Origin of the sequence: Thermococcus sp. Bubb.Bath, assembly GCF_012027595.1 — an archaeon.
Taxonomy (GTDB): domain Archaea; phylum Methanobacteriota_B; class Thermococci; order Thermococcales; family Thermococcaceae; genus Thermococcus.
Genome location: NZ_SNUR01000001.1, coordinates 488,043 through 511,721 on the forward strand (window position 1 = coordinate 488,043; position 23,679 = coordinate 511,721).

Genomic DNA, 23,679 nt, shown 5'->3' on the forward strand with positions numbered 1-23,679 from the left:
GACATTAATGTCCACCCACGAAAGCTTTAAATGTTGACAAACGTAAAAAGGCTTAGCAAATCGCGGGTGATGATTATGGCAGACGTCGAAAGCAAGACCACCGTTGAGAAGGAAGAATACCTCGTTATCGGCAAGGCAGAGGGAATAGTTGAGATCGATATCGACACTTTTCTCTGCAAGGGGTGCGGAATCTGCGTTGAAATGTGCCCAAGGAAGGTCTTTGAATGGAGCGAAGAGCTCAGCGAAAAGGGTGTCCACTACCCCGTCCCTGTCCACGCGGAGAAGTGTGTTAAGTGCAAGCTCTGTGAGCTGCTCTGCCCAGACTTTGCCATCTCGGTAAGGTGGTGACGCATGATAATCCGCGGCGACGAGCCGGAGCAAGTTGCTCTCCTCAAAAAACTCTACAAGCCCGGCAACTACTTCATGCAGGGAAATGAGGCTTTATCCTACGGTGCGCTCTTCGCTGGCTGCCGTTTCTATGCTGGCTATCCAATAACCCCCTCAAGTGAAATAGCCGAGACGATGGCGAGGGAGCTTCCCAAGCTCGGCGGCTACTACCTCCAGATGGAGGACGAGATAGGCAGCATAGCGGCGATGGTCGGCGCCTCATGGACCGGCTTCAAGGTCATGACTGCAACCTCCGGCCCTGGGTTTAGCCTCATGCAGGAGAACCTCGGCTATGCGGCAATGACTGAAACGCCCCTTGTTCTCGTCGATGTGCAGAGGAGCGGTCCATCAACCGGCCAGGCTACCAAGGGGGCTCAGGGAGACTTCTTCCAGGCCCGCTGGGGCACCCACGGCGACCATCCAATAATAGCGGTTTCACCGACGAGCGGTCAGGACGCCTTCTGGGAGGTAATAAGGGCGTTCAACATAGCGGAGAAGCTCAGGAACCCGGTTGTCTTCCTCTTCGATGGGGTTCTGGCGCACACGAGGGAGCAGATAAGGATTCCCAACGTTGAGGAGGTGGAGATAGCCTACCGCAAGCTTCCGGCTAACGAGGAGGAGGCGAGGCTTCCCTTTGGAGACCCACACGGTGACGGCGTTCCACCAATGCCGCTCTTCGGCCACGGTTACTTCACACACGTTACTGGCTCGACACACAAGGAGAACGGTCTCCGCGATGTTTACACCCCTGAGGTTCACGACAGACTCGTGAGGAGACTTCACAGGAAGATAGAACAGAACAGGCACATTTACGAGAAGTACGAGGAGCACTTCACCGAGGATGCTGAAATCCTCGTGGTGAGCTGGGGCGTAACTGCTCGTCCAGCCCTTGGAGCGGTCCTCAAGGCGAGGGAAGAGGGAATAAAGGCAGGTCTCTTCGTGCCGAAGACAGTTCACCCGTTCCCCGGCGAGAGGATGAGGGAGCTCGGAAAGAATGTCAGAGCGGTTCTTGTAGCTGAGATGAACCTCGGACAGATGATAATCGAGGTCGAGCGCTACCTCAACGACGACGTTCTGCTCAGGGGAGTGAACAGGATAGGCGGCGTTCCGCTCACCGTTGGGAAAATCCTGCGCGAGATAAGGGGTGTTGCCTGATGGCGAAGGAAATCTACTCCACTTATCCGATGATTAAGTACCTCAGGAAGGAGGCCCTTCCTACTGCCCTCTGTCCCGGCTGCGGCGGCGGAACGGTTCTCAACGCCTTTGCCAACGCTGTTGACGGGCTTAAGATAGACCCAAAAGACCTGGTTGTCGTCAGCGGTATAGGCTGTTCCGCATGGATAGCCTCACCATACTTCCTTGCCGACACGCTCCACACGACCCACGGGAGGGCGATAGCCTTTGCCACCGGCGTTAAGGTCGGCCTTCCCGACAAGAAGGTCGTCGTCATAAGCGGGGACGGTGATCTGGCCAGTATAGGCGGGAACCACCTTCTCCACGCAGCCAGAAGGAACATCGACATAACCGTCATCCTTGTTAATAATATGATATACGGAATGACTGGCGGTCAGGTTGCTCCCACAACGCCGTTCGGAGCAAAGACTACTACAAGCCCATACAGGAACATCGAGCATCCGCTCCAGATTTCTGAGACGGTTGCTGCTGCTGGTGCCTCCTACGTAGCGAGATGGACTACGGCACATGTCTACCAGCTCATTGAGAGCATAAAGAAGGCCCTCCAGGTGAAGGGCTTCTCGCTCGTTGAAGTCGTCTCCCAGTGTCCAGTTCAGTTCGGAAGGAGGAACAGGATGAAAGAACCTGCAGAGATGCTCCGCTGGTTCCTCAAGAACTCGGTTCCAATAAACAAGGCGAAGAAGATGAAGCCGGAGGAGCTTGAGGGTAAGTTCGTCATCGGCGAGTTTGTGAACAGGGAGAGACCCGAGTTCGTTACCGAGCTCAACAAGCTCATAGACGAGGTTCAGGAGCACTTCGGGCTTAAGGGTGAATGAGATGGAGTTCGAGCTCGTAGGCAGGAGAATACGGGAGGCATTTGGAGACAGGGTAGACGAGGTTATCATCTTCGGTTCGAGAGTTAGGGGAGACTACAGAGAGGACAGCGACCTTGACGTCCTCCTTATCCTTCGAGACGGAATAAGGCCAGAAGACTGGGGCGCCATAGGGAAGCTCAGCGCTGAGCTTACCCTTGAGCTCGGTGTTTCGGTCATGATAGTACCCCACACATCCAGAGAGGACAGCCTCTACACCACTGCGAAGACGGAGGGTGTGGCAGTATGAACGCGGAAGAAGTGAAAGCACTGCTCAGAAAAGCCGAAGAGAGGCTCGCCGCTTCAAAGGAACTCTTTGAGAGCGGGCACTATGCATTCGCCATCTCAAGCGCATACTACGCAATGTTCTACTGTGCAAGGGCACTTCTCATCTCAAAGGGCATAACACCGAAGAGCCATGCGGGGGTTCACGCCCAGCTTGGAAAGGAGTGCGTGAAAACTGGCGAAATGCCCGCGAGACTCTACACGGGCTACTCCAAAGCCCTCAACATGCGTCACACGGCCGATTACGACGCTTTCGTTGAGTATACCGGAAGGGATGCGAGGGAGATTTTGGAGTATGCTGAGGAGTTTTTGACTTTCACAAAATCTTATCTGGAGGGTAAGAACGATGCAGATTAGATTCGCTGGCATAGGCGGTCAGGGCGTCGTCCTGGCCGGGGTCATACTCGGTGAGGCCGCTGCCATCGAGGGCCTCAACGTGGTCCAGACCCAGGACTACAGCTCGGCCAGCAGGGGCGGCCACTCGATAGCGGACGTGATAATATCGAAGGAACCCATCTACGATGTGATAGTCACGAAGGCGGACGTCCTGGTAGCGTTGGCCCAGCTCGGCTACGACACTGTCAAGGATTCGCTAAGGAAGGATGGACTTCTTATCATAGAGACGGACCTTGTCAAGCCCGATAGGGACTACATAGGCGCTCCCTTCACGAGGCTCGCCGAGGAGAGTACTGGTCTTGCACTAACCGTGAACATGGTGGCCCTCGGTTACCTCGTGGCAAAGACAGGCGTTGTAAAGAAGGAGAATGTTGAGGAAGCCATTAGAAGGCACGTTCCCAAGGGGACTGAGGAGATAAACCTCCGTGCCTTTAGGGTAGGTTTTGAGGAGGGATCAAAATGAGATATCCATTTCCAGTCGGAAAAGCCGATTTTATACCCGGCGATGAAGCCATAGCGAGGGCGGCTATCCTAGCGGGCTGCCGCTTCTACGCAGGCTACCCAATTACGCCTGCGAGCGAGATATTCGAAGCAATGGCGCTATACATGCCGTTAGTTGATGGCGTGAGCATACAGATGGAGGACGAACTTGGAAGCATAGCCGCGATAATAGGCGCATCCTGGGCCGGGGCGAAGGCCATGACCGCAACCAGCGGGCCTGGGTTCAGTCTCATGCAGGAGAACCTGGGTTATGCCGTCATGACTGAGACGCCGATAGTGGTCGTCAACATGATGCGCGGTGGCCCTAGCACTGGGCAGCCGACGTTCCCATCCCAGGGAGACATAATGCAGGCCATCTGGGGTACACATGGGGATCACATGCTAATCGTCCTCAGCCCATCCACCGTCCAGGAAGCCTTTGACCTGACCATTAGGGCGTTCAACTTGGCCGAGAAGTACAGAACACCGGTTGTTCTCCTTGGAGATGCAGAGCTGGCCCACATGCGTGAGCGCGTCTACATTCCGACGCCCGATGAGATAGAGGTCATCAACAGGAAGCTTCCGGCTAACGAGGAGGAGGCGAGGCTTCCCTTCGGAGACCCACACGGTGACGGCGTTCCACCAATGCCAATCTTCGGAAAGGGCTACCGCACGTACGTTACCGGCCTAACGCACGACGAGAACGGTCATCCGAGGACGGTGGAGCCCGAAGTTCAGGAGAGGCTCATCGGGAGGATTTATAGAAAAATCCTGGATCACAAAGACGACATAATCAGCTACGAGAAGTTCGGGCTGGACGATGCGGATGTTGCCATAGTCTCCACAGGAATAGTCTCACGCTCCGCCATAAGGGCAGTTAAGATGCTCCGCGAGAGGGGTGTTAAAGCAGGTCTCCTGAAGCTCCACACAGTGTGGCCCTTTGACTTTGACATGATAGAGGAGCTCGCGGAAGGGGTGAAGAAAATCCTCGTGCCAGAGATGAACATGGGGCAGCTCTACCATCTCGTGAAAGAGGGTGCCAACGGGAAGGCCGAGGTTGAACTGATACCTAAGGTAGGCGGCGAAGTTCACACCCCGATGGAGATTGCGGAAAAGGTGGTGGGATGATGTACCTCAAGGACGCTTATGATGTTAGGGACAAGTACCTCAGGAAGGAGATGCTCCCTACAATATTCTGCCCTGGCTGCGGTATAGGTTCCGCCCTGCAGTTCACCCTAAGGGCAATAGACGACCTTGGTTACAGCCAGGACGAGATAGTGTGGGTCAGTGGAATCGGCTGCTCCTCCCGTGTGCCGGGTTACGTCAATTTCGATGGCCTTCACACCACCCATGGAAGGGCTTTAGCGTTTGCAACGGGCATAAAGCTTGCAAACCCCGACCTCAAGATAATCGCCTTCATGGGCGATGGAGACACCTCTGCCATAGGTGGGAACCACTTCATCCATGCGATAAGGAGGAACCTCGACGTAACTGTGATTCTCATCAACAACTTCACCTACGGAATGACCGGCGGCCAGGTGGCCCCGACGACGCTCAAGGGCCTCAAGGGCACCACAGCTCCCTACGGTCAGTTTGAGAACCCCTTCGACATAGCGGGCCTGGCCGTCTCGGCGGGGGCAAACTACGTTGCCAGGTGGAGCGTCTTCAACTACCTCCAGGGCATCAACAGCATAAAGAAGGCCCTTCAGAAGGAAGGCTTCTCCCTTGTCGAGTTCCTCTCCCCGTGCCCGGTCAGCTTTGGACGGAGGAACAGGATGAAGACCGCACCTGAGCTGCTGCGCTGGTACCAGAAGATAACCGTCCCGCTGAACAAAGCCAAGAAGATGTCCCCAGAAGAGCTTGAGGGGAAGGTCGTGATAGGTGAGTTCGCGGACAGGGACAGACCTGGTCTGGTGAGGTCTTACATGGAATACAGAGAGCGTGCCAAGAAGATGATGGGGTGGGAAGAATGAGGAAAGAAGTCCTGTTCAGCGGTTTCGGAGGTCAGGGCGTCATACTTGCCGGTGTCATCCTCGGACGGGCGGCGGCCGTCTATGAGGGACTCTACGCAGTTCAGACGCAGGCCTACGGTCCGGAGTCAAGGGGTGGAGCGAGCAAGGCTGAGGTTGTCATCAGCGATGAATCCATAGACTATCCCAAAACCCTCCAGCCTGACTACGCGGTCTTCTTCTCGCAGGAGGCTTATACCAAGTACCTCCACACGGTGAAGGAGGGCGCTAAAGTCATAGTCGAGAAAGACCTTGTTCCCCACAGGGATTTCGAGTTCGAGAAGAAGCTCGACGTTGTGGCCCTTCCGCTGACTGAAATAGCGGAGAACACAACCGGGTTGAGCCTTACAATGAACATACTAACCCTCGGCCTCCTAACGGCGTGGACCAGTATTGTTAGCAAGGAAGCAATAGAAAAGGCCGTTCAGGATGCCGTGCCACATGGAACCGAAGAGATAAACCTCAGGGCCCTTAGAAAGGGCTTTGAGCTGGGAGAGAGAGCCGGGAAAAGCACTCTCTGATGCCTCCCACTTTCTTCATTGTTTTTAGATTTCCAAAACACTTTTAGTCCCCGCAGTGACTCTTCCCTGAGGGATATGCTGAGGAATGAAACAAAAGACCGAGTCTGGCACGGGACAGTCAGGATGGCGGACACGTTCTTTAAACGCTTTAGGGGGTTAATGCTCACAAAGAACGTTAGTCAAGCCCTTGTTTTCGTTCTACCGGCTGAAACAAGGGCAAACGCTTCAATTCACATGTTCTTCATGCTGAGCAACATTGATGTAATCTGGCTTGACTCCACGAGGCGCGTCGTTGACTTCAAGACTGCCAGGAAATGGCGACTGTACACTCCTAAAAAAGCCGCCAAGTACATCATCGAGGGTCCCGTTGGACTGATAAAGACGCTTGAAGTTGATGAAGGGGATTTGATAAACTGGGCACCCACGGAAGAGAAAAGCCGGACAGTCCCAGTTAAGTCCTTGCTTCCAGGCAAGATTGATCTAAACGGTTCCAAAAACAGCATCACCATGGTTGAGAGTATAAAAGAGATACACACCGAAAAGACCTAAAACTCAAACTCTACGCCGTTTTCATCTCCTTCCCAGAGGACGATGCGCTTGAGCCTAACATCCTCTGGCAATCTCTTCTTGACCTCCTCAGCTATCCAGAGGGCGACGTTTTCGGTTGTGGGGTTCTCGAAGAGCGAGTTGAGGTTCCTGTGGTCGAGTTTCTCGATTATCCTATCCACAATCGCCCGGAGCTCCAGGAAGTCGATGACATAGCCGTTCTTAAGCGGGCCTTCCACTGCAATCTCAACGCGGAAGGTGTGCCCGTGTATCTCTTCAGCCTGCCCGTTTATGATGACCGCGTGGGCCGCCTCGAACTTGAAGCGCTCAACGACGCGGGATTTCATGATCACACCTCCAGTTCATCGGGAGAGGATATTAGAGATATTCCCTCCCGTTTACATGCATTCGAGAAGTCTGAATCAAGGGATACCAGAGCTTCCACCCCATAGTATTCCGCAGTGGCAAGTAGAAGAGCATCGTTAGGTAACAGCCCGTACTCAGAAGAAAGTCTAACGGCCACAGTGGCCACATCATAGTTAACTTCAAGAAAGTCAGGAATTGCAAGGAGGGGCAGGACAACGTCCTCGAACTCCTGCACGGCAGATCTAACGAGTTCAGGTTTCTTCTTGGCCTTCCAGTAAGTACCAACCTTGATGCGGAGATAATGGTAAAAAACCTCACTGAAAACAACATCGTTTATGAAAACCCTCCAGTTTGAGTGAAACAGCTTTGAGAGGAGGTTTTCTGCGTTAGTATCGCCTTTAAGAGCCTCTACAAAAACATTACTGTCCACTAGAAAACTCCTCATAGAGCTCAGCCTCCAGCTCACGCCAGGACTTCTTGGACTTTATTGACCCAAAAGCACGGTTGAGGACATCGTCAAGGTTTGCCCTCGCCTTTGCTCGGAGTTCGTCCATCTTGGCCCGCCACTCCCTGTTGAGGGCTACATACCCTGTTTTTTCCACTTGCTTCACCCATTGTAAATTCAAATGAGAACAAATAAACTTTCCCACCGAAAACCAAATCAGTCCCCAACATCTTAAACTTTTATGGTGATCCTCATGGGCTGTGGCATGGCCGTCGATGCCAACCGCGTTATAGCTGGTGGTGTTTTGGTCTTCGTCGAGCCGGAAACCTTCAAGAAGTTCCTCGAGCTCAAGGAGAAACCACTAGTAATAGTCGGCTAAACGGGAAGCTTCAAGAAGGTGAAGATGAGCATGACAACCTACGACGGGGCGCTGATAATAACGCGCGACAAGGTCGAGCTGCCGGAGACGGCGATAGTCGTGAAGGCGAAGGAGCCCTCGCTGGGGAGGTGAGCTTTTATATCTAACCCCACATATTTTTCTCCCAACTTAATAACCCACCGTAATTCTTTTAACGCGAAGTCCTTATAAGGGGGCAGAGCCATTGCCGGACGGTGATTAAAATGGTCAGGTATATGGTCACATCAGCTTTACCTTACGCTAACGGGCCGATTCACGCGGGGCATCTGGCGGGAGCTTATCTGCCAGCAGACATCTTCGTGCGTTACCTACGGCTCAAGGGGGAGGAAGTGCTCTTCGTCTGCGGAACGGACGAACATGGGACGCCGATAACCTTCCGAGCACTCAAAGAAGGCAGAAGCCCTAGGGAGATCGTCGACGAGTTTCACGAGCACATAAAGACCACCTTTGAGAGGGCTAAGATAAGCTTCGACTACTTTGGGAGGACTGAGCTTCCAGTTCACTACCGCATAAGCCAGGAGTTCTTCCTCAAGGCCCTTGAGAACGGCCATCTCGTTAAGAAAGTCAGCAAGCAGGCCTACTGTGAGCACGACAAGATGTTCCTTCCGGACAGATACGTTATCGGCACCTGCCCCTACTGTGGCGCCGAGAACCAGAGGGGAGACCAGTGTGAGGTCTGCGGGCACCCGCTTACACCAGAGATACTCATTAACCCGCGCTGCAGCATCTGCGGAAACCCCATAACCTTCAAGGACTCCGCCCACTACTACCTGAAGATGGGGGACTTCCAGGAGAGGCTCAAGAAGTGGGTTGAGAGCCAGGAGCACTGGAAGCCGAACGTGCGCAACACCGTCCTCGGCTGGATAAACGAGGGACTGGAAGAGAGGGCAATGACGCGCGACCTCGACTGGGGTATTCCGGTCCCCCTCGACGACGAGGACGTGAAGGGAAAAGTCCTCTACGTCTGGTTCGAGGCTCCCATCGGCTACATAAGCATCACCATCGAGTACCTGAAGAGGGAAGGCAGGGAGAACGAGTGGAAGGAGTTCTGGCTCAACCTCGACGGCCAGACCAAGGTCATCCACTTCATTGGAAAGGACAACGTTCCCTTCCACGCGATATTCTGGCCGGCCTTCCTGATGGCCTACGGCAAGTATAGGGATGGGGAAGTCGAGGCCGAGTGGAACTTGCCCTATGACATCCCCGCGAACGAATACCTCAACCTCGAGGGCAAGAAGTTCTCAACGAGCAGGAACTGGGCGATATGGGTTCACGAGTTCCTAGATGCGTTCCCGGCCGACTACCTCAGGTATTACCTCACCGCCATAATGCCCGAGACTCGCGATTCGGACTTCAACTTCGCCGACTTCAAGAGTAAGATAAACGAGGAGCTTGTTAACAACCTCGGAAACTTCGTGCACCGCGCCCTCACCTTCGTGAACCGCTACTTTGATGGTAAAGTTCCGGAGAGGGGCGAACTGAACGAGCTGGATAAACAGGCCTTCGAGGAGATAGAGAGGGCCTTCGAAGAGACCGGGGAGCTTATAGCCCGCTACCACTTCAAAGATGCGCTCAAGCGCGTCATGGAGCTGGCCATCTTCGGAAACCGCTACTTCGACCACCAGAAGCCCTGGAAGACTGCAAAGACCGACCGCGAGAGGACGGCAACAACGGTAAACGTCTCGCTCCAGATCGTCAAGGCCCTCGGAATACTCCTCGAGCCGTTCCTTCCCGATGCCAGCGAGAAGATATGGCACCTCCTCAACCTTGAGGAGCTCAAGAGGTGGAGCTTTGAGGAGCTTCCAGCAGGACACCGCGTGAGAAAGGCCAGCCCTATGTTCAGGAAGGTCACCGACGAGGAGATAATCTACTTCATCGTGAACTACATTGGCAGGGGCAACCCCGACAGCGCGAGAATCCTCCTCGACAAGTACTACGAGAGGGACGACGTCTTTAAGGTGATTCTTGAGCACTTCGGGGAGAAGAGGGAGGAAGAGGCCCTCGCGCTCCTCAAGAGCATATATGGCGAGGCCCCTTCAAAGGCCGAGAAGGCTGAAAAAGCTAAAGCTCCTCAGAAGAAGGAAAAAGTCAAGGGGGGTAAAAAGATGGGTTATGTTAGCTTTGATGAGTTCGCCAAGCTCGATTTAAGGGTCGGAAAGATAATCGAGGTTAAAGACCACCCCAACGCGGACAGGCTCTACGTGGTAAAGGTTGACCTTGGCGACGAGGTCAGGCAGCTCGTTGCCGGGCTCAAGAAGTACTACAAGCCCGAAGAGCTGCTCAACCACTACGTTGTCATCATAGCGAACCTGGAGCCCAAGAAGCTTAGGGGAGTTGAGAGCCAGGGAATGCTCCTGGCAGCGGACGACGGCGAGAACGTCGCCCTGCTCATGCCGGACAAAGAGATAAAGCTCGGCTCAAGGATAAGGTGAGGGACTCAGAACTGTCCCCATTGGCTCTATTCTTTCCCTTTTATCAATCCTCTGCTCGTTTATCCAGAGAAAAATCAAAAAAGCTCAAAAAGGGCGTCAGCCCTTGGCGACTCCCATCGGTCTCATCCTCGCCACGAGGTTCGCTATTCCTGCCTCGTGGACGGTGTTGACGACGTTATCCACGCTCTTGTAGGCACCGGGAGCCTCCTCGGCAACAACACGGAGGGAGGCGGCCCTCACGTAGATTCCCCTCTGCGCCAGCTCGTTCCTGAGCCTGTCGCCACGGTACTGTCTGGTTGCTGCCTTCCTGCTCAATAACCTTCCAGCGCCGTGACAGGAGCTTCCAAAGGTTTCCTTCATTGAACCCTCAGCTCCAGCGAGGACGTAGCTGGCGGTACCCATCGAACCTGGGATGAGGACGGGCTGGCCAACCTCTCTATAAGCCCTCGGCACGTCCGGGTGGCCGGCCGGGAAGGCCCTCGTCGCACCCTTTCTGTGGACTATTACCTTCACCTTCCTTCCGTCTACCTCGTGTTCCTCCACCTTCCCGATGTTGTGGGCAACGTCGTAAACGAGCTCCATCTCCATATCTTCCGCTTTCCTCTTGAAGACCTCTTCAAAGCTCTCCCTGACCCAGTGGGTTATCATCTGCCTGTTGGCCCAGGCAAAGTTGGCGGCGGCCTTCATAGCGCTGAAGTATCTCTGTCCCTCTTCGCTCTGGAACGGGACGCTCACAAGCTCCCTGTCGGGCCACGGAATTCCGTACTTCCTGTTCGCCTTCTCCATAATCCTAAGGTAGTCGCTCGCGACCTGGTGGCCGAGCCCCCTCGAACCTGTGTGAACCATCACGACGACCTGTCCCTCGAAGAGGCCGTAGGCCTTCGCTATCTCCTCGTTGTATATCTTGTCAACGTACTGAACCTCAAGGAAGTGGTTCCCCGAGCCGAGAGAGCCCAACTGGGGAGCACCGCGCTGCTTTGCCTTCTGGCTGACTGCATCTGGATTGGCTCCCTGCATCCTTCCGTACTCCTCGTGGTGCTCTAAATCCTTCTCCCAGCCGTAGCCGTTGTCGACTGCCCACTTGGCACCGTCGGCGAGAACATCATCGATCTGTGTCCAGTGGAGCCTTACCCGCCCCTTGCTTCCTAGTCCAGAGGGAACGTTCTTGAAGAGGGTATCAACGAGCTCTTTGATCTTTGGCCTAACTTCATCCTTGGTCAGATTGGTTCTGATGAGTCTGACGCCGCAGTTAATGTCGTAGCCGATCCCTCCAGGACTTATTACACCCTCTTTTGCGTCAAAGGCGGCCACTCCACCGATTGGAAAGCCGTAGCCCTGATGTCCGTCCGGCATTACGATGGAGTACTTGTAGATGCCAGGGAGCATGGCGACGTTCGCTGCCTGTTCAAGCGTCCTGTCGTTCTTCATCTTCTCGATTAGAGCGTCGTCGGCGTAGACCCTCCCTGGAACGCGCATCCTCCTGTCGAACTTTGGAATTTCCCAGCGGATCTTGTCCATCCTCTTCAGCGGTACCATCCTCTCACCCCTAACTTGATGCTCCTCAATGATTTTAAACCCAACGCTTTTACTGTCAAGGAAAATGTTTGGCGGAAAAACCCTACTCAGGAACATCGGTCATTTGATGGCCGGAAGCATGATCAGGAGCACCGTAATGGTCATCTTCACGATCTACATAATCAGGATCATCAGCGTCCACGACTTTGGGGTTTATTCAACGGTTATCGCCTTCTCCTCCATAACAACTGCCTTTGTGAACTTCGGCCTGGACACGTATCTGACCAGGGAAGCGAGCAGGGACAGGCGGGTCTTCCTCCCGATGCTTAAGGCCGTTACAAAGGCTCGCTTTCTTCTGTTTGCCTTCTCTGAGGTTCTCCTCTACTCTCTCCTCAAAGCCCTCAACTATCCGGATGAGGTCGTCTGGCTAACCTTACTTTTAGCCTTCGATCCCTTACTTTGCTTCCTCCTTGATTCTCTCTACTCCATTTTCTACGTGGAGAACATAACGGCTCCGGTTGCCTTAGCCGAGTCGGGAAAGAGGCTGCTTCTTCTCCTTATAACCTTCTTCACCGCCCACAGGGGTCTTATCTGGATAATAATCTCCTACATAATAGCAGATTCGGCCGTGCTTCTCCTCCTTTACGTTGAGTACAGGAGGGTCGTTGCACGGTTGCCAAAGGGGGATAGTGTTTCCCTCCTTGGGGTTCTCAGGAAGAGCCTGTCCTTCTCGATACAGACCCTGAGCGGGATCTTCTTCTGGAACGTTGACATAATGATGGTATCAAAGCTCCTCGGGCCCGTTTTGACCGGCTTCTATAACATTGGGGCAACGGTCTTTAAGACCATCTACTTCATCCCCCAGTCATTCACCTCGGTTCTCTTCCCGAGGATAAGCGAGGCCCACAGTCGGGGGAAGCTCGAAGTGCTCAAGGGGCCGATCCTCGAGTCTACAAAGAACCTTCTCCTGATGGCCATAGGCATAGTCTTCTATTCACTGACGAGCCTGCCCTACTACATCCCCCTGTTATTCGGCGATAAATATAGACCGGCTATGGGCCTCGTAGGGCCGATGTCCCTGATAGTTCTCTTTTACTTCCCAGCCTTTGTGTACCAGAATGTGCTGATGGCGATTGAAAGGGAGAAGAAAGCCGTCAATACCCTTATAGTTGGCAACGTGGCGAACTTTACCCTCAACCTCGCTTTCATCCCGGTTTTTGGCATTATGGGGGCAGTCTATGGGACAGTGATAAGCCAGGTCATCTTTTTGGCGATGAACGTTTACTACCTCAGGGACGTGATACCCCTTGTAACCCCCCCATTAGAGCTCGCGGGGGGACTTTTAATCGGTACAGCCGCATGGGCTCTGACAGCCGTGGCAACCCTTTTCTTAGAAAAGTTCGTCTCCCCCTTCTGGGCCGACAACCTGTATTTCGTCACGATGTACCTTCTCTACAGGTTCAAAGTGATAAACGTGGAGGGTTTCAGGCTCTCAGCCTCCTCTCCTTAGGCACGTAGTTTATCAGCCTTCCTTCCTTCGCCTTCGCCGAGCCGAGGAAGTAGGTGCGCCACTTCACTATCACCCAGCCGTGGAGTTCTTTGTCATCAATTTCTACGCTCTCTCCAGCTAAGTACCTCCTAGCCCTTTCGTCGTCCAGCTCAACCACGCTCTTCGTCGCCCTTGGCCCCACCAGAAAGCTCCCCTCGATGCTCAGCCTTATGCCGTCACTCTCAACCCTTCCGAAGTAGAGCCAGCCGTCGCTTTTTATTTTAAGGTAGCATGGTTTTCTGACGTAGACCTTCTGGTGGTTGCCCTTTATTTGATACATCAGGTCGGGAGCATAACCGTAGTTCTCAATGAGCAACCTTTTGACGAGTTTGGTGTCAGGTGTTTTCCCTATTTCTTCCCGGGGATTTGCGGACTTCTTCCTCGCCTCACTCATCTACCTCACCTGGCTTGACGATTTTGGCAATGAAGAACGCCTCGGTATCGTTGTCGTTCGGGTGGATTCTGAGGGCCTTCTTCAGCTCCTCCGAGTACTCCTTCCCTTCCCATTCGAGGACGGGCTCACTGGTCTTGATGGGGAGGTCTATCCTCTCAAGCCTCGCGTTCGTCTTCCGGAGGAGGTAATCAACGACCTCCTCGTTTTCAAGCGGGTCTATCGTGCAGGTAGAGTACACCATTACTCCTCCGGGCTTCAGGGCTCTGTAGCCCGCCAGGATGAGCCTCTTCTGAATGTTCATGTACCTGATGACGGCCTTCATCCTCCACTCACTCAGGAACTTCCATTTCTTTCGTATCATTCCCACAGAGGAGCACGGAGCATCCAGAAGAACCCTATCGAATGTATTCTCAAAGCGGGCGAAGCTGGCACCATCTCTCATCATTACCCTAGCTATTAGAACCCCCATCCTGTTGAGGTTCGCCATGAGGACGTTGGCCCTGCTTATTTGGGGATCGTTGGCTATTACACACCCCTCATTCTCCATGTATTGCGCTATCTGTCCGGTCTTTGAGCCGGGAGCTGCAGCCATGTCGAGAACCAGCTCCCCCGGCTTCGGGTCAAGCACTACTGGTGGTATCATCGAGCTGGCCTCCTGGCCGAAGACGACACCCAGCCCGTGCTCCGGAACCCTCGCAAGGTTGTCCACGTTTATGAAGAAGCTCTCCCTAACCCAAGGAATCCGCTCAAGCTCGAACTCCTCATTAAGCCTCCCAACGACCACTTCGAGCGGCGCTTTGAGTGTGTTCACCCTTATGCTCTGCCTGAGGGGCTTGACTATGAACTCCCAGAACTCGTCAGTGTCCTCAAGCTGGGAATACCTTTCATAGAAAGCTGGATTCGCCTCTTTAACAACGTCCCTCGCGCTCATTTCAACACCTCACAGGTCAGGAACGAACTGTGCCATCCATCTCCCGTCAGGAAGCCTTTTAATCTCCATCTCATGGTAGGTTATGGCTTTAACTTCCTCTTTGGGATTGTGCTTCTCCAGATTGAGCGGCTCACCACAGGCCTTAGCCTTGAGTTTGTAGCCATCTTTGGTTTTCTCGATGCTGACCTTAACGTCCCCGAAAACCAGCCCCTCCATGTCGTGGAGAACCAAAAGCTCCTCAAGGAAGCTGTAGAGGAGCGCCTCAAGGTCTTCCTCCTCGGCCTCAACTCCCCTGCACTCCCTCGGCTCCACCTTTCCAACGTCCACCATGACGTCGAAGAGACCGAGGGCAACGGCCTCAAAGGCCTCCTCCAGCGTTGAGCCGAATCCCCTGACGCCTATATCCGCCGTGTGCTCGTAGTGCTCCCATTTTCGCATACTTACACCTCCCCCACCCATTAATCTTCTCTCCCGGTCATCTCGCATTTCCCGCACGAGCTTTCCGCTATCTTCCCTCGGAACATCCAGGGGCTTGAGGACCTCCCATTCCTCTTTCACGCTTTCACCTGAAGAGAATTGGGTGGGAGTTTTTATAAACCCCACCAATCGAAACCGTTAATTAGACCGCCGTCGAAATGGAAGGGGTGGTGACATTGAGGGAGATAACGCCGAAAAGGATTATCGAGATGAAAGGGAAGGAAAAGATAGCGATGGTAACCGCTTACGATTATCCCTCTGCGCTTCTTGCTGACAAGGCTGGAATGGACATTATATTCATTGGGGACTCATTGGGGATGGTCGTCTACGGCGAGCCCAACACCCTCAACGTCTCTATGGAGCAGATGGTATTTCACACGAGGGCCGTTGCGAAGGCGGTAAAGAGGGCGCTTGTTCTGGCTGATATGCCCTTCGGTAGCTATGAGGTCAGCGTCGAGCAGGGTGTAAAGAACGCGGTTAGGCTTATCCAGGCGGGAGCGGACGCAGTAAAGATAGAGGGCGGCTACGACCACAAGGAGCTCGTTAAAAAGCTCGTGAGGATGGGTATACCAGTAATGGGACACACTGGACTAACCCCCCAGCGCTACCTCCGCCTCGGCGGCTACAGGTTGATGGGTGAAACCGAGGAAGAAATCGAGGAAATCCTGCGCGATGCAAAGGCCCTTGAAAAGGCCGGTGCCTTCGCCGTCGTCCTTGAGTTTACTCTGGCGGATGTTGCGAAGCTCGTCACGGAGAAAGTTTCAATCCCCACAATTGGCATAGGCTCCGGTCCGTGGGTCGACGGCCAGGTTCTCGTCTGGCACGACCTCCTGGGCATCTACGAGAACGTTCCACCCTTCGTCAAGAAGTACGCCGGTTTGGGGAGCGTCATTGAGCTCGCCCTTGAGAACTACCGCGAGGAAGTCAAGGGGGAAAAGTTCCCGGCCAAAGAGCACTACTGGGAGTTCCTCGACAAGGACGACTTCGAGAGAAAGAAGAGAAAGGCCCTTGAAAGGCTGGAGGACGAGTGATGCTCGGCAGCATGAGAATAAGCGTAGTAATCCCCGCATACAACGAGGAAAAGAGACTCCCGAAAGTTCTCCAGAGGATTCCAGCCTTCGTTGACAAGGTTACCGTTGTTGATGACGGTTCGTCCGACGGGACTTACTCCTCGGCCTTCTCCTTTTCCGAGAAAGACCCAAGGGTTGAGGCTTTTAGGTTGGAGAAGAACTGCGGCAAGGGCTGTGCAATGAGGGAAGGGGTCAAGCACGCCACCGGGGACGTCGTGGTCTTCATGGACGCCGACGGCCAGCACCTTCCGGAGGAGATTGAGAAGCTCGTGAGGCCCATAGTCGAGGGAAAGGCTGACCTTGTCATCGGGGCGAGGAAGGTTGAGGTGCAGGGGAAGAGGCCGCTCCAGAGGAGGCTGAGTAATCTAATAACGACGAGGCTCATAAGGTGGAAGCTCGGCACCTACGTTTACGACACTCAGAGCGGGTTTAGAGCGTATAGGTGGGAATTCCTGCCGGAGATAGAGAGCGATCGCTATGAAGTTGAGACCGAGACCCTCCTGAAGGCCGCTAAAATGGGAGCTCGGATATCAGAGGTCCCTGTTAGTAAGGTATACGGCGTTGAGACCGGCCACTTCAGGTTTGAGGACGTGATACGGTTTCTAAAGGCCCTGGTTAAATATTAACGTGTCTCGGGAAATCCAAAGGAGAACCAAAAGAAAAGCTTTTTAACTGCCTCTCAGAGCTAGAGAATGCCATGATGCTCATAACCACATCACACCGACCGACGAGGAGGACGAGGAGCTTCGGTCACGACCTTGAGAAGGTCTTCCCCAATTCTCTCTACATAACCAGGGGAAAGAAGACTCTCAAAGACCTCCTGATGGAGGCGTATGATAGGAACTACGAGAGGCTTTTGATAATAAACGTCTGGAAAGGCAACCCACTCAAGATGACGTTCATCCGGGTCGACCCGGAGGACTGGGGCTACATGGGCTACCTTTATCTCCACGGAATAAAACTCCAGCGCGAGATGGGCTTTAGGGATGTGAGACCGCTCCGCGAAGAGATGCCCCTGGTGATAACCACTGCGAAGAGAACTGGCCCCGATCACGCGGCTTTCGCCCAGGCGTTCGCGGAGCTTACGGGTGGAACGTTCGTCCGCAGAAGGGAGCGCTCCCTCCTTGGGATAGCTGATAAATACAACACCGACGTTCTGGGCGTGGTTGAGCGACATCCGCGTGGAATGGCCGTTAACTTTTACCGCCTCGACGTCACGAAGGAGAGCCCCGTGGGGCCTCTCGTGAGTGTTAAGATCTGGATAATGGAGGACGGGAGAAGATGGGACTATAAGGAGGCCCTCTCACTCCGCGGTGAAAATCGGGAGGAATAATACAGTCTTAGTAGTTTTGCCCCAAGTGCAATGTTCTGCAGGTATAGCCATCCGGCGGTTCACCAGCGGGGTCTTGATGCGGCTCTGTTAACCTACTCATGAAGTACGGGATGGGGATGATGGAAGTGACGGACGAATGGCCCATAGAGGGATTCATCGAGCTCTCCTTCCCGGACGAGGAGACGGCGCGGGTTGTCTACGAGAGCGTCCTCCACGAGCACAGGACAGTACCATACCGGAGAAGCAGGATAGAGTTCCTTCTCAACGGGAGAAAAGTGATCATCCGCTTCCTCGCGAGGGACAGCTCGGCACTCAGGGGGACCATCAACTCGTACCTCCGGTGGATACGCGTGGCCATCGACTCGTTAGAGGTTTGACCCCTGCGAAGGGGACGACGCCTTTTTAAGTCCTTCCGGCGATTCTTCTCCATGAACCTCATGAGGGCCCGCGAGGATTTGAAGTACCTCATGAACAGGGGCTACCGTAAGAAGGTAGCCCTTGACTTCGTGGCCAACCACTACCGCCTGCCAGCCCCCCACCGCTATCTCCTGGCGAGGTGCGTCTTCTCCGACGCTTGGATTGCAGAGGTAAGGGAAAAGCTCCTGAAGCCGGAGGAGCTCACCGGGAAAAGCCTTGCCATAGACGGCTTCAACGTCCTCATAACCCTAGAATCCCTAATGGACGGTGAGGCAATACTTTGCGAGGACGGTCTGGTGAGGGACTTAAAGTACCAGGGGAGGTACCGACTCAACGAGAGAACCCCTATGGTGATTGAAAAAGTGGTTAAGTCCCTCTCTGAGCTGGGGGTTGGGAAGGCAGTCTTCTTCTACGGCAAGAACGTCCCGAAGAGCGGAGAAATAAAGAAACTTACCGAGAGTGCCATCAAAAAATTTGGAGCCACCGGTGAAGTCCGGCTCGTTAAAAGCCCTGATTTTGAGCTCAAGTCTTTTGAGAACGTTGCAACCGCGGATACTGCTATAATCGGGGCCGTTGAGAGAGTTTTTGACCTGGCGGCGTATGCTGGAAGAAATTACCCGCCCGCCTCCCTTGATGAAATCCTCAGGAAAGAATAGAAGTTCACCGGCTTCTCATCGGTTAGACGGCTTTCGAAAGACTACAACTTCTTTTGAAGTTTTGGGAAATCTTTAATAAGATGAAGAACGTAGTATAACAGATGAAAAGCCCCTTTAATTCTTCTGGGGTCATGGAAGGATAAACATGAGAAAAGTTTCACTGCTTATTCTTGTCTTTCTGATTTCGGGGTTAGTCATCACAAGCGGCTGTATGGGCGGTTCCGGTGGTTCTTCAACCGCAAGCTCCCCTGGAAGCACAACCTTCCACACAACCACGACGGAGAGCCCGTCAACCACCTCCTCGACGGTCTCTTATACAACCACTCAGGAGACAACGACCACCCAAACACAGGCCGAAACCGAGAACTGGAAGAGAACATGGGACGCCTTGGGGATGATAGCGATTGAAGGCTGGAGCTACAGCATAACGGGGGTATCTTACGCCATCACCTACAAGACAACCAGGAGAAGTCCACTACACGATGGAGCACGGCTATACAACAAAACTAACGGGAGCTACATTACCTACGCAGTGGTCAGGATGGACGACAGCTCTACTTACACCTTCAAAGTCTACACGAACAACATAGAGGAGTACACTGGCTGGGTTCTCTGGGTTCCCTCCGCCTTCGAACTGGTAGAGAGCGGTTCTGGAAGCGATAGCTTTACCGTTCATGGGCCAAACTGCGCCTACATCTACAACGGAAGTGGGAATATGAACGGCGACATGAACTGCGGGGCGGTGATAACCCAGAACCCCTTCGACCAGCTGTGGGACATCTTCAACGGCTTTGCAGGGGGAATCTACGGGGATGTCGTGAACGTCGGCGACCTCTCCTCGAACGGGAACGGCTACACGGTCTCTGCCGACGGCACTGTCAATCTGGCTGGAATGGACTTCAAACTCTACAACATCACTTGGAGCGGGAGCTTTATGGGTGCGCTTCCGGCCAACGGCTACACGCTCGTCGCCAAGGGGCTCCCTTTACCTCCACACAAAGATAACGGACATCAAAATGGAAGAGACTCAAGGCTGAGAAGCTTTCTTTTTCTTTCCGCTCCCTTTTATGTCTTCATCTCTTACAATCCCCTTAGCGTAGGGGCAGAGCTCTCTAAGCGGGCATTCTTCGCACTTGGGGTTTATTGGCCTGCAGATGCTCCTCCCGTGGTCGACCATCGCGTGGTTGACATAGATCCACTTCTCCTTTGGAATCAACTCCGTGAGATACTCCTCGACCTTTTCAGGGGCAACGCGCGGTGGGGCCAAGCCGAGTCTTTTGCTTATTCTGTTAACGTGGGTATCAACGGGAATCGCCTGTCTTCCAAAGCCGTAGGCCAGGACTATGTTGGCGCACTTCCTCCCTATTCCAGGGAGCTTCATAAGCTCGTGGATGTCATCAGGAACTTTTCCGCCGTACTTCTCAAGGATTATCTGAGAGGCCTTGACTATCCACTCACCCTTGGTCTTCCAGAGGCCGACCCCCTGCTTCCTCAGGAACTCCTTCATCTCCTCGACGGGCGTATTGGCTATCGTCTCGATGTCCCTGTACTTCTTAAACAGCTCCTCCCAGACGCGGTAGGTAACCTCATCGCGCATCCTCTGGGAGATTATGCAGTGAACGAGCGTTCGATAGGGGTCGCCGATGAGGAGCTTCTCCCTTGGATGGGTCTTCATCAGGATTTCAACTATCTTCTCGGCCCTCTTTTTCTTCTCCTCCCAGCTCTCCTCGAAGGTGAAGCCCTCAAGGCTCAATGACAGTGACCTTGTCCCCATAAACTACCACCACCTTTCCTTCTGCCACCCTAACTTCTTTCAGTTCCTCGAACTCCCTGCTATAAAGCTTTTGCCCGTTCCAGTTGTATATTCGAACCTCGTTTTCGAGGACAACGACGAGGCCCTTCGAGAAGGAGAGCACCTCCCGAACCTCTCCACTGAATTCAAGGGTTATCTCCTTCACTTCACTCCTTGTTATCTCTATTCTGGTGTTTTGGGAGACCTTCATTGGACTCGGGTCTGTAAGGATGGCCTTAAAGGCTAGGGGCTTCCCGAGGAGGTCTATCTCGACGGTCTCGCCTGTTTTTACCTCCCTGCCTATCAATTTAGAACGGATGATTTCTTCAAAGCCGGCCGGGAGCTCAACATCGAAGAGGGGTTTGAGTGTAATCTTCATGAACACCACCTAACTGAAGTAAGAATCGAGAGTAATAAGCGTTCCGAGGAAAATTTTATAAAGTAGACATATCAATCGATATATCGGTGAAGAAAATGGAGAAGCCGAAGTTTAAAGGACACCTCAAAATCCTCGTTCTCAAGCTCCTTGAGGAGGGCCCACTGCACGGTTACGGCATAATGGTGGAACTTGAGAAAAGATACGGTATACCCCACCCAAGCCCTGGGACGATATATCCGATACTTGCCTCTCTGAAGAGGGCCGGCCTGATCGAGGTCGCCGGTGGGGGCAGGCGGGAGAAAAAGCTCTACCAGATAACAGAGAAAGGGAAGGAGTATCTACGGGAGCATGATTACGAGGTAAAGGAGGTCCTTGAGACTGCAGAGCGATTCAGAGAGTTCGCCCGCCTCGGCGGCAGGGAGCTGGCGGAAGTGCTCAAGGAGGCCTTCAACTCCGTTAACGAGCTGAGCGAGGAACAGAAGAGAGCTCTCGCGAGGGAGTTTGCTGAGTTCACCAAGAGGGTGAGACTGATTCTCCTCGGAGAGATGCCGGAGGAGAGAGCATGAGCGAGGCCCTTCACTGGACTGCCTACTATAAGGAAATGGAGAAAAACGCTCCACTGAAGATTTACTACCCCATCTGCGGTGGAGGGGAGGAGTGCATCTTCGTCTGCCCCTATGCAGACTCGATATGGGAAGTCGTCCCGATGGAGGTGAGTCTCTTCGGCGTAAGGCACAAAGTTCGCCTGAGGCCCTTCATGGCGAACCCCGAGGCGTGTAAGAAATGCTACCTCTGCGTCCAGGCGTGTCCAACAGGGGCGCTGAGGCCCGCTGAAGAAGAGATCAAACGTCCAGCCCTTGTTCTGCTGTACAACGCCCTCCGGTTGCCGTTCAAGAAGAGGTACGGCCTAAAGTTCGTCTTCAGAAAGGAGCACGGCGAGAAGTTCAAGCGCAACAACTGGCCCGAGAGGTACGGGGTGGTATGAGGCCTTCCTTCAGTTCTCACGACTACTGGTGAAAAAGAAGTGAAAGTTCCGTTTTGGGTTTATCTGTTCCTTCCCTGAACCTTTCATAGCTTATCTCCAGAGCCTTGAGAACAGGAAGTTCCTCCCCCGCGAAAAAGCTCAGCATTGCCCCGCCGCCCGTTGAGACGTGGCTTATCCCGGTGATGTTGTACCTGTAGACGCTCGCTATGGAGTGACCCCCGCCGACAATGGAGAATGCCGGGCTTTCGCCAATGGCCCTGAAAACTCCAACGGTTCCGTGGGCGAACCCCTCCCTCTCGAAGACGCCCATCGGGCCGTTTGCGACGATTATCTTTGCACTATCAAGGATTTCACGGTACTTCTCCACTGTGCGAGAACCTATGTCGAGGATTGGATACTCGTCAAAGAGCCTCTTATCTCCACCCAGAAGGTCAACCTCAAGGCGTTCTTCATGGTAATCTACGGCAAAATCGACCGGAGTTCTGACGTAGGGGTAGAACTCGTCCAGTATCCGTTCAGCCCAGTCCACAAGTTCAAGGAGACCCTTCCTGTGAAGGAACCCTACGTTGGCATCTCCAAGGTCAAAGCCCTTGGCCAGCGTGAAGATCTGTCCAACGAGGCCACCAGTGAGTATGAGGTCGGCTTTTCCATTCCTCAGGACGTTCTCTGCAACGCGGAGTGAATCATCGACCTTTGCACCGCCCAGGATGTAGACTCTCGGCCTATCGTCGCTTTCGTAGGCTCTGCTCAGTGCATCGACCTCGGCCTCCAGTAACTCCCCCATTATCATCGGCTTCAGTCGGGCAAAGCCCACCAGAGAAGGCTGGCTCCTGTGGGCTGCCGCAAAGGCGTCGTTCACAACGTAATCGATGAGCGGGGTGAGCTTCCGCACGAAGAAGGTCTTCTCGCACTCCTCAATGGGTTTATAGAAGACTTCTTCGGCAGAGAAGCGGAGGTTTTCGAGCATTATGACTTCTCCAGGTTTCAGGGCGCCTATTCTCTCGCGGGCGTTTTTTCCAAAGATATCCTCAACGTATTCGACCTCCTGGTTGAGGAGCCTGCTTAGGATTTCCGCGTGCTCCTCCGTAGTTATGTAGTCGCCCTTGTAGGGCCTGCTCTGGTGGGTCGCCACCACGACCTTCGCCCCATCCTCAAGGAGGTGCCGAATAGTTGGGAGAACCGCTCGAAAGCGTGCGTCGCTCGTTATCCTTCCGTTCTCGACGGGGGAGTTGAGGTCTGCCCTCAGAAACACGGTTTTGCCTTCATAGGTGAAATCCGTGAGCCTGAACATGCTACCACCGGCCATAACCTCTCGCTGCATAGTAAACCCACAGGTGTTAAAAAGTATTCTAAACACCGCCGGTGATAACCAGGTAGATGGAAAGGAATTTATAATATGGCACCTGAGTTATTACTACGTGGTGATAACGATGACATGGGCTGTGGAACTGGTATCCCTCACCCCCAAAGACGCGCACTCATAGAGAGGATAACGGAGCTCCTGAAGAGAATGAGCTTCCGCGAGTACGAGAAGGTGGCTGCCTTCGCGGCGTCAAGCTACCCCATCGAACCCGGTGAGATAGAGCTCAAGTCCCTCACCGTTGACCTGAGAACCGCCTACATAATCTCATGGAGCGCGGGGGAGGAGAAGGACAGGGCGCTGGTGTTCTCAAAGGATGAGGTAGTTCTGAGGGCGTCGAGCGACGAGAAGTTCGCCGTTCCTATAAAAAAAGGCCCTCCTAAATGGTCCAGCGAGGATAAAAGCCACGGAGAGGAAGATAGAAACACCGCTCACCCCCGGAGAAGCCGTTCTCGTCCTCAAAGCCGCCGCGGCCAGTGAAATCGGGGTCC

32 protein-coding genes are annotated in these 23,679 nt (G+C 53.8%); 21 read left to right on the forward strand and 11 right to left on the reverse strand.

What is annotated here, in order from left to right; all coding sequences use genetic code 11:
* The first annotated feature begins 75 nt into the window (after positions 1-75).
* The 10 genes from E3E29_RS02680 (at position 76) to E3E29_RS02725 (ending at position 6,672) form a co-directional block, all read left to right on the forward strand.
* Positions 76-348, forward strand: a complete 273-nt coding sequence (locus tag E3E29_RS02680; protein ID WP_167909372.1) for a 2-oxoglutarate ferredoxin oxidoreductase subunit delta — start codon at positions 76-78, stop codon at positions 346-348.
* 3 nt (positions 349-351) lie between these two features.
* Positions 352-1,542: a 2-oxoacid:acceptor oxidoreductase subunit alpha gene (locus E3E29_RS02685; protein ID WP_167909373.1), complete on the forward strand. Its 1,191-nt coding sequence runs from the start codon at positions 352-354 to the stop codon at positions 1,540-1,542.
* Positions 1,542-2,396, forward strand: coding sequence for a 2-oxoacid:ferredoxin oxidoreductase subunit beta (locus tag E3E29_RS02690; RefSeq protein ID WP_167909374.1), 855 nt, complete (start codon positions 1,542-1,544; stop codon positions 2,394-2,396). Before E3E29_RS02685 ends, E3E29_RS02690 begins: the two co-directional genes overlap by 1 nt.
* Position 2,397: 1 nt before the next feature.
* Positions 2,398-2,682: a nucleotidyltransferase family protein gene (locus E3E29_RS02695; RefSeq protein ID WP_167909375.1), complete on the forward strand. Its 285-nt coding sequence runs from the start codon at positions 2,398-2,400 to the stop codon at positions 2,680-2,682.
* A complete protein-coding gene (locus E3E29_RS02700; RefSeq protein ID WP_167909376.1) occupies positions 2,679-3,074 on the forward strand; it encodes a HEPN domain-containing protein in 396 nt (131 codons plus the stop codon). The genes E3E29_RS02695 and E3E29_RS02700 overlap by 4 nt, the downstream gene beginning before the upstream one ends.
* Complete coding sequence (locus E3E29_RS02705; protein WP_167909377.1) at positions 3,064-3,576, forward strand: 2-oxoacid:ferredoxin oxidoreductase subunit gamma; 513 nt, start codon at positions 3,064-3,066, stop codon at positions 3,574-3,576. The genes E3E29_RS02700 and E3E29_RS02705 overlap by 11 nt, the downstream gene beginning before the upstream one ends.
* Positions 3,573-4,721 carry a 2-oxoacid:acceptor oxidoreductase subunit alpha gene (locus tag E3E29_RS02710; protein ID WP_167909378.1) on the forward strand — a complete coding sequence of 383 codons (1,149 nt, stop codon included), beginning with the start codon at positions 3,573-3,575 and terminating at the stop codon, positions 4,719-4,721. The genes E3E29_RS02705 and E3E29_RS02710 overlap by 4 nt, the downstream gene beginning before the upstream one ends.
* On the forward strand, positions 4,721-5,566 hold the full coding sequence (locus E3E29_RS02715) for a 2-oxoacid:ferredoxin oxidoreductase subunit beta (protein ID WP_167909832.1): 846 nt from the start codon (positions 4,721-4,723) through the stop codon (positions 5,564-5,566). Before E3E29_RS02710 ends, E3E29_RS02715 begins: the two co-directional genes overlap by 1 nt.
* Complete coding sequence (locus tag E3E29_RS02720) at positions 5,563-6,123, forward strand: 2-oxoacid:ferredoxin oxidoreductase subunit gamma (RefSeq protein ID WP_167909379.1); 561 nt, start codon at positions 5,563-5,565, stop codon at positions 6,121-6,123. The genes E3E29_RS02715 and E3E29_RS02720 overlap by 4 nt, the downstream gene beginning before the upstream one ends.
* A 75-nt stretch (positions 6,124-6,198) precedes the next feature.
* The gene (locus E3E29_RS02725) at positions 6,199-6,672 is read left to right on the forward strand and encodes a DUF192 domain-containing protein (protein WP_167909380.1); all 474 of its coding nucleotides are present in this window, start codon (positions 6,199-6,201) and stop codon (positions 6,670-6,672) included.
* Here E3E29_RS02725 and E3E29_RS02730 read toward each other — a convergent pair.
* From E3E29_RS02730 to E3E29_RS02740, 3 genes are read right to left on the reverse strand one after another with little or no spacing between them, the layout of a single operon-like run.
* Complete coding sequence (locus tag E3E29_RS02730) at positions 6,669-7,016, reverse strand: 6-carboxytetrahydropterin synthase (RefSeq protein ID WP_167909381.1); 348 nt, start codon at positions 7,014-7,016, stop codon at positions 6,669-6,671. The two genes, E3E29_RS02725 and E3E29_RS02730, sit on opposite strands and share 4 nt — an antisense overlap.
* A gap of 2 nt (positions 7,017-7,018) precedes the next feature.
* A complete protein-coding gene (locus tag E3E29_RS02735; RefSeq protein WP_342764650.1) occupies positions 7,019-7,465 on the reverse strand; it encodes a type II toxin-antitoxin system VapC family toxin in 447 nt (148 codons plus the stop codon).
* Complete coding sequence (locus E3E29_RS02740; protein WP_167909382.1) at positions 7,455-7,646, reverse strand: hypothetical protein; 192 nt, start codon at positions 7,644-7,646, stop codon at positions 7,455-7,457. Before E3E29_RS02740 ends, E3E29_RS02735 begins: the two co-directional genes overlap by 11 nt.
* Positions 7,647-7,721: 75 nt before the next feature.
* Between E3E29_RS02740 and E3E29_RS11755 the strand changes: the two genes are divergently transcribed.
* Positions 7,722-7,859, forward strand: a complete 138-nt coding sequence (locus E3E29_RS11755; RefSeq protein ID WP_240922733.1) for a hypothetical protein — start codon at positions 7,722-7,724, stop codon at positions 7,857-7,859.
* 242 nt (positions 7,860-8,101) lie between these two features.
* A complete protein-coding gene (gene metG, locus E3E29_RS02750) occupies positions 8,102-10,330 on the forward strand; it encodes a methionine--tRNA ligase (protein ID WP_167909834.1) in 2,229 nt (742 codons plus the stop codon).
* Positions 10,331-10,426: 96 nt separating this feature from the next.
* Here the strand turns inward: metG and E3E29_RS02755 are convergent, their stop codons facing one another.
* On the reverse strand, positions 10,427-11,866 hold the full coding sequence (locus tag E3E29_RS02755; RefSeq protein WP_167909383.1) for an RtcB family protein: 1,440 nt from the start codon (positions 11,864-11,866) through the stop codon (positions 10,427-10,429).
* Positions 11,867-11,930: 64 nt separating this feature from the next.
* Here E3E29_RS02755 and E3E29_RS02760 point away from each other — a divergent pair, with 64 nt between their 5' ends.
* Entirely contained in the window at positions 11,931-13,355 is a 1,425-nt protein-coding gene (locus tag E3E29_RS02760) for a polysaccharide biosynthesis C-terminal domain-containing protein (RefSeq protein WP_167909384.1), read from the forward strand.
* Here E3E29_RS02760 and E3E29_RS02765 read toward each other — a convergent pair.
* From E3E29_RS02765 to E3E29_RS02775, 3 genes are read right to left on the reverse strand one after another with little or no spacing between them, the layout of a single operon-like run.
* Positions 13,330-13,788: a hypothetical protein gene (locus tag E3E29_RS02765; RefSeq protein WP_167909385.1), complete on the reverse strand. Its 459-nt coding sequence runs from the start codon at positions 13,786-13,788 to the stop codon at positions 13,330-13,332. The two genes, E3E29_RS02760 and E3E29_RS02765, sit on opposite strands and share 26 nt — an antisense overlap.
* Positions 13,781-14,719: a tRNA (cytosine(49)-C(5))-methyltransferase gene (locus tag E3E29_RS02770; protein ID WP_167909386.1), complete on the reverse strand. Its 939-nt coding sequence runs from the start codon at positions 14,717-14,719 to the stop codon at positions 13,781-13,783. The genes E3E29_RS02765 and E3E29_RS02770 overlap by 8 nt, the downstream gene beginning before the upstream one ends.
* 9 nt (positions 14,720-14,728) lie before the next feature.
* Positions 14,729-15,157 carry an archease gene (locus E3E29_RS02775; RefSeq protein ID WP_167909835.1) on the reverse strand — a complete coding sequence of 143 codons (429 nt, stop codon included), beginning with the start codon at positions 15,155-15,157 and terminating at the stop codon, positions 14,729-14,731.
* A 215-nt stretch (positions 15,158-15,372) separates the two neighbouring features.
* Here E3E29_RS02775 and panB point away from each other — a divergent pair, with 215 nt between their 5' ends.
* The 5 genes from panB to E3E29_RS02800 all read left to right on the forward strand — a co-directional run bounded on the left by panB (position 15,373) and on the right by E3E29_RS02800 (position 18,672).
* Positions 15,373-16,227 carry a 3-methyl-2-oxobutanoate hydroxymethyltransferase gene (panB, locus tag E3E29_RS02780; RefSeq protein WP_167909836.1) on the forward strand — a complete coding sequence of 285 codons (855 nt, stop codon included), beginning with the start codon at positions 15,373-15,375 and terminating at the stop codon, positions 16,225-16,227.
* Positions 16,227-16,892, forward strand: a complete 666-nt coding sequence (locus E3E29_RS02785; RefSeq protein WP_167909387.1) for a glycosyltransferase family 2 protein — start codon at positions 16,227-16,229, stop codon at positions 16,890-16,892. Before panB ends, E3E29_RS02785 begins: the two co-directional genes overlap by 1 nt.
* Positions 16,893-16,963: 71 nt before the next feature.
* A complete protein-coding gene (locus tag E3E29_RS02790) occupies positions 16,964-17,599 on the forward strand; it encodes a ribosomal biogenesis protein (protein WP_167909388.1) in 636 nt (211 codons plus the stop codon).
* Positions 17,600-17,718: 119 nt separating this feature from the next.
* Complete coding sequence (locus E3E29_RS02795) at positions 17,719-17,976, forward strand: KEOPS complex subunit Pcc1 (RefSeq protein ID WP_167909389.1); 258 nt, start codon at positions 17,719-17,721, stop codon at positions 17,974-17,976.
* A gap of 51 nt (positions 17,977-18,027) precedes the next feature.
* Entirely contained in the window at positions 18,028-18,672 is a 645-nt protein-coding gene (locus E3E29_RS02800) for a DUF434 domain-containing protein (RefSeq protein WP_167909390.1), read from the forward strand.
* A gap of 129 nt (positions 18,673-18,801) precedes the next feature.
* Here E3E29_RS02800 and E3E29_RS02805 read toward each other — a convergent pair whose 3' ends face one another.
* The 3 genes from E3E29_RS02805 to E3E29_RS02815 all read right to left on the reverse strand — a co-directional run bounded on the left by E3E29_RS02805 (position 18,802) and on the right by E3E29_RS02815 (position 20,843).
* Positions 18,802-18,969 carry a hypothetical protein gene (locus E3E29_RS02805; protein WP_167909391.1) on the reverse strand — a complete coding sequence of 56 codons (168 nt, stop codon included), beginning with the start codon at positions 18,967-18,969 and terminating at the stop codon, positions 18,802-18,804.
* Between the two features lie 730 nt (positions 18,970-19,699).
* On the reverse strand, positions 19,700-20,446 hold the full coding sequence (gene nth / locus E3E29_RS02810) for an endonuclease III (RefSeq protein WP_167909392.1): 747 nt from the start codon (positions 20,444-20,446) through the stop codon (positions 19,700-19,702).
* Positions 20,415-20,843, reverse strand: a complete 429-nt coding sequence (locus tag E3E29_RS02815; protein WP_167909837.1) for an ATPase — start codon at positions 20,841-20,843, stop codon at positions 20,415-20,417. Before E3E29_RS02815 ends, nth begins: the two co-directional genes overlap by 32 nt.
* A gap of 95 nt (positions 20,844-20,938) precedes the next feature.
* Here E3E29_RS02815 and E3E29_RS02820 point away from each other — a divergent pair, with 95 nt between their 5' ends.
* Both E3E29_RS02820 and E3E29_RS02825 read left to right on the forward strand, forming a co-directional pair.
* Entirely contained in the window at positions 20,939-21,409 is a 471-nt protein-coding gene (locus E3E29_RS02820) for a PadR family transcriptional regulator (protein ID WP_167909838.1), read from the forward strand.
* Entirely contained in the window at positions 21,406-21,828 is a 423-nt protein-coding gene (locus tag E3E29_RS02825; protein WP_167909393.1) for a ferredoxin family protein, read from the forward strand. Before E3E29_RS02820 ends, E3E29_RS02825 begins: the two co-directional genes overlap by 4 nt.
* A gap of 22 nt (positions 21,829-21,850) precedes the next feature.
* On the opposite strand, the gene E3E29_RS02830 is transcribed toward E3E29_RS02825, so the two are convergent.
* The gene (locus E3E29_RS02830; RefSeq protein WP_167909839.1) at positions 21,851-23,119 is read right to left on the reverse strand and encodes a phosphoglycerate kinase; all 1,269 of its coding nucleotides are present in this window, start codon (positions 23,117-23,119) and stop codon (positions 21,851-21,853) included.
* Between the two features lie 144 nt (positions 23,120-23,263).
* Between E3E29_RS02830 and E3E29_RS02835 the strand changes: the two genes are divergently transcribed.
* Positions 23,264-23,668: a hypothetical protein gene (locus E3E29_RS02835; protein ID WP_167909394.1), complete on the forward strand. Its 405-nt coding sequence runs from the start codon at positions 23,264-23,266 to the stop codon at positions 23,666-23,668.
* Positions 23,669-23,679: the final 11 nt, after the last annotated feature.

Coding starts and splice junctions, on each gene's coding strand:
- E3E29_RS02680 (WP_167909372.1), top strand. CDS start 76: ATGGCAGACGTCGAAAGCAAGACCACCGTTGAGAAGGAAGAATACCTC.
- E3E29_RS02685 (WP_167909373.1), top strand. CDS start 352: ATGATAATCCGCGGCGACGAGCCGGAGCAAGTTGCTCTCCTCAAAAAA.
- E3E29_RS02690 (WP_167909374.1), top strand. CDS start 1,542: ATGGCGAAGGAAATCTACTCCACTTATCCGATGATTAAGTACCTCAGG.
- E3E29_RS02695 (WP_167909375.1), top strand. CDS start 2,398: ATGGAGTTCGAGCTCGTAGGCAGGAGAATACGGGAGGCATTTGGAGAC.
- E3E29_RS02700 (WP_167909376.1), top strand. CDS start 2,679: ATGAACGCGGAAGAAGTGAAAGCACTGCTCAGAAAAGCCGAAGAGAGG.
- E3E29_RS02705 (WP_167909377.1), top strand. CDS start 3,064: ATGCAGATTAGATTCGCTGGCATAGGCGGTCAGGGCGTCGTCCTGGCC.
- E3E29_RS02710 (WP_167909378.1), top strand. CDS start 3,573: ATGAGATATCCATTTCCAGTCGGAAAAGCCGATTTTATACCCGGCGAT.
- E3E29_RS02715 (WP_167909832.1), top strand. CDS start 4,721: ATGTACCTCAAGGACGCTTATGATGTTAGGGACAAGTACCTCAGGAAG.
- E3E29_RS02720 (WP_167909379.1), top strand. CDS start 5,563: ATGAGGAAAGAAGTCCTGTTCAGCGGTTTCGGAGGTCAGGGCGTCATA.
- E3E29_RS02725 (WP_167909380.1), top strand. CDS start 6,199: ATGCTGAGGAATGAAACAAAAGACCGAGTCTGGCACGGGACAGTCAGG.
- E3E29_RS02730 (WP_167909381.1), bottom strand. CDS start 7,016: ATGAAATCCCGCGTCGTTGAGCGCTTCAAGTTCGAGGCGGCCCACGCG.
- E3E29_RS11755 (WP_240922733.1), top strand. CDS start 7,722: ATGGTGATCCTCATGGGCTGTGGCATGGCCGTCGATGCCAACCGCGTT.
- metG (WP_167909834.1), top strand. CDS start 8,102: ATGGTCAGGTATATGGTCACATCAGCTTTACCTTACGCTAACGGGCCG.
- E3E29_RS02755 (WP_167909383.1), bottom strand. CDS start 11,866: ATGGTACCGCTGAAGAGGATGGACAAGATCCGCTGGGAAATTCCAAAG.
- E3E29_RS02760 (WP_167909384.1), top strand. CDS start 11,931: ATGTTTGGCGGAAAAACCCTACTCAGGAACATCGGTCATTTGATGGCC.
- E3E29_RS02765 (WP_167909385.1), bottom strand. CDS start 13,788: ATGAGTGAGGCGAGGAAGAAGTCCGCAAATCCCCGGGAAGAAATAGGG.
- E3E29_RS02770 (WP_167909386.1), bottom strand. CDS start 14,719: ATGAGCGCGAGGGACGTTGTTAAAGAGGCGAATCCAGCTTTCTATGAA.
- E3E29_RS02775 (WP_167909835.1), bottom strand. CDS start 15,157: ATGCGAAAATGGGAGCACTACGAGCACACGGCGGATATAGGCGTCAGG.
- E3E29_RS02785 (WP_167909387.1), top strand. CDS start 16,227: ATGCTCGGCAGCATGAGAATAAGCGTAGTAATCCCCGCATACAACGAG.
- E3E29_RS02790 (WP_167909388.1), top strand. CDS start 16,964: ATGATGCTCATAACCACATCACACCGACCGACGAGGAGGACGAGGAGC.
- E3E29_RS02795 (WP_167909389.1), top strand. CDS start 17,719: ATGGAAGTGACGGACGAATGGCCCATAGAGGGATTCATCGAGCTCTCC.
- E3E29_RS02800 (WP_167909390.1), top strand. CDS start 18,028: ATGAACCTCATGAGGGCCCGCGAGGATTTGAAGTACCTCATGAACAGG.
- nth (WP_167909392.1), bottom strand. CDS start 20,446: ATGGGGACAAGGTCACTGTCATTGAGCCTTGAGGGCTTCACCTTCGAG.
- E3E29_RS02815 (WP_167909837.1), bottom strand. CDS start 20,843: ATGAAGATTACACTCAAACCCCTCTTCGATGTTGAGCTCCCGGCCGGC.
- E3E29_RS02820 (WP_167909838.1), top strand. CDS start 20,939: ATGGAGAAGCCGAAGTTTAAAGGACACCTCAAAATCCTCGTTCTCAAG.
- E3E29_RS02825 (WP_167909393.1), top strand. CDS start 21,406: ATGAGCGAGGCCCTTCACTGGACTGCCTACTATAAGGAAATGGAGAAA.
- E3E29_RS02830 (WP_167909839.1), bottom strand. CDS start 23,119: ATGTTCAGGCTCACGGATTTCACCTATGAAGGCAAAACCGTGTTTCTG.
- E3E29_RS02835 (WP_167909394.1), top strand. CDS start 23,264: ATGGGCTGTGGAACTGGTATCCCTCACCCCCAAAGACGCGCACTCATA.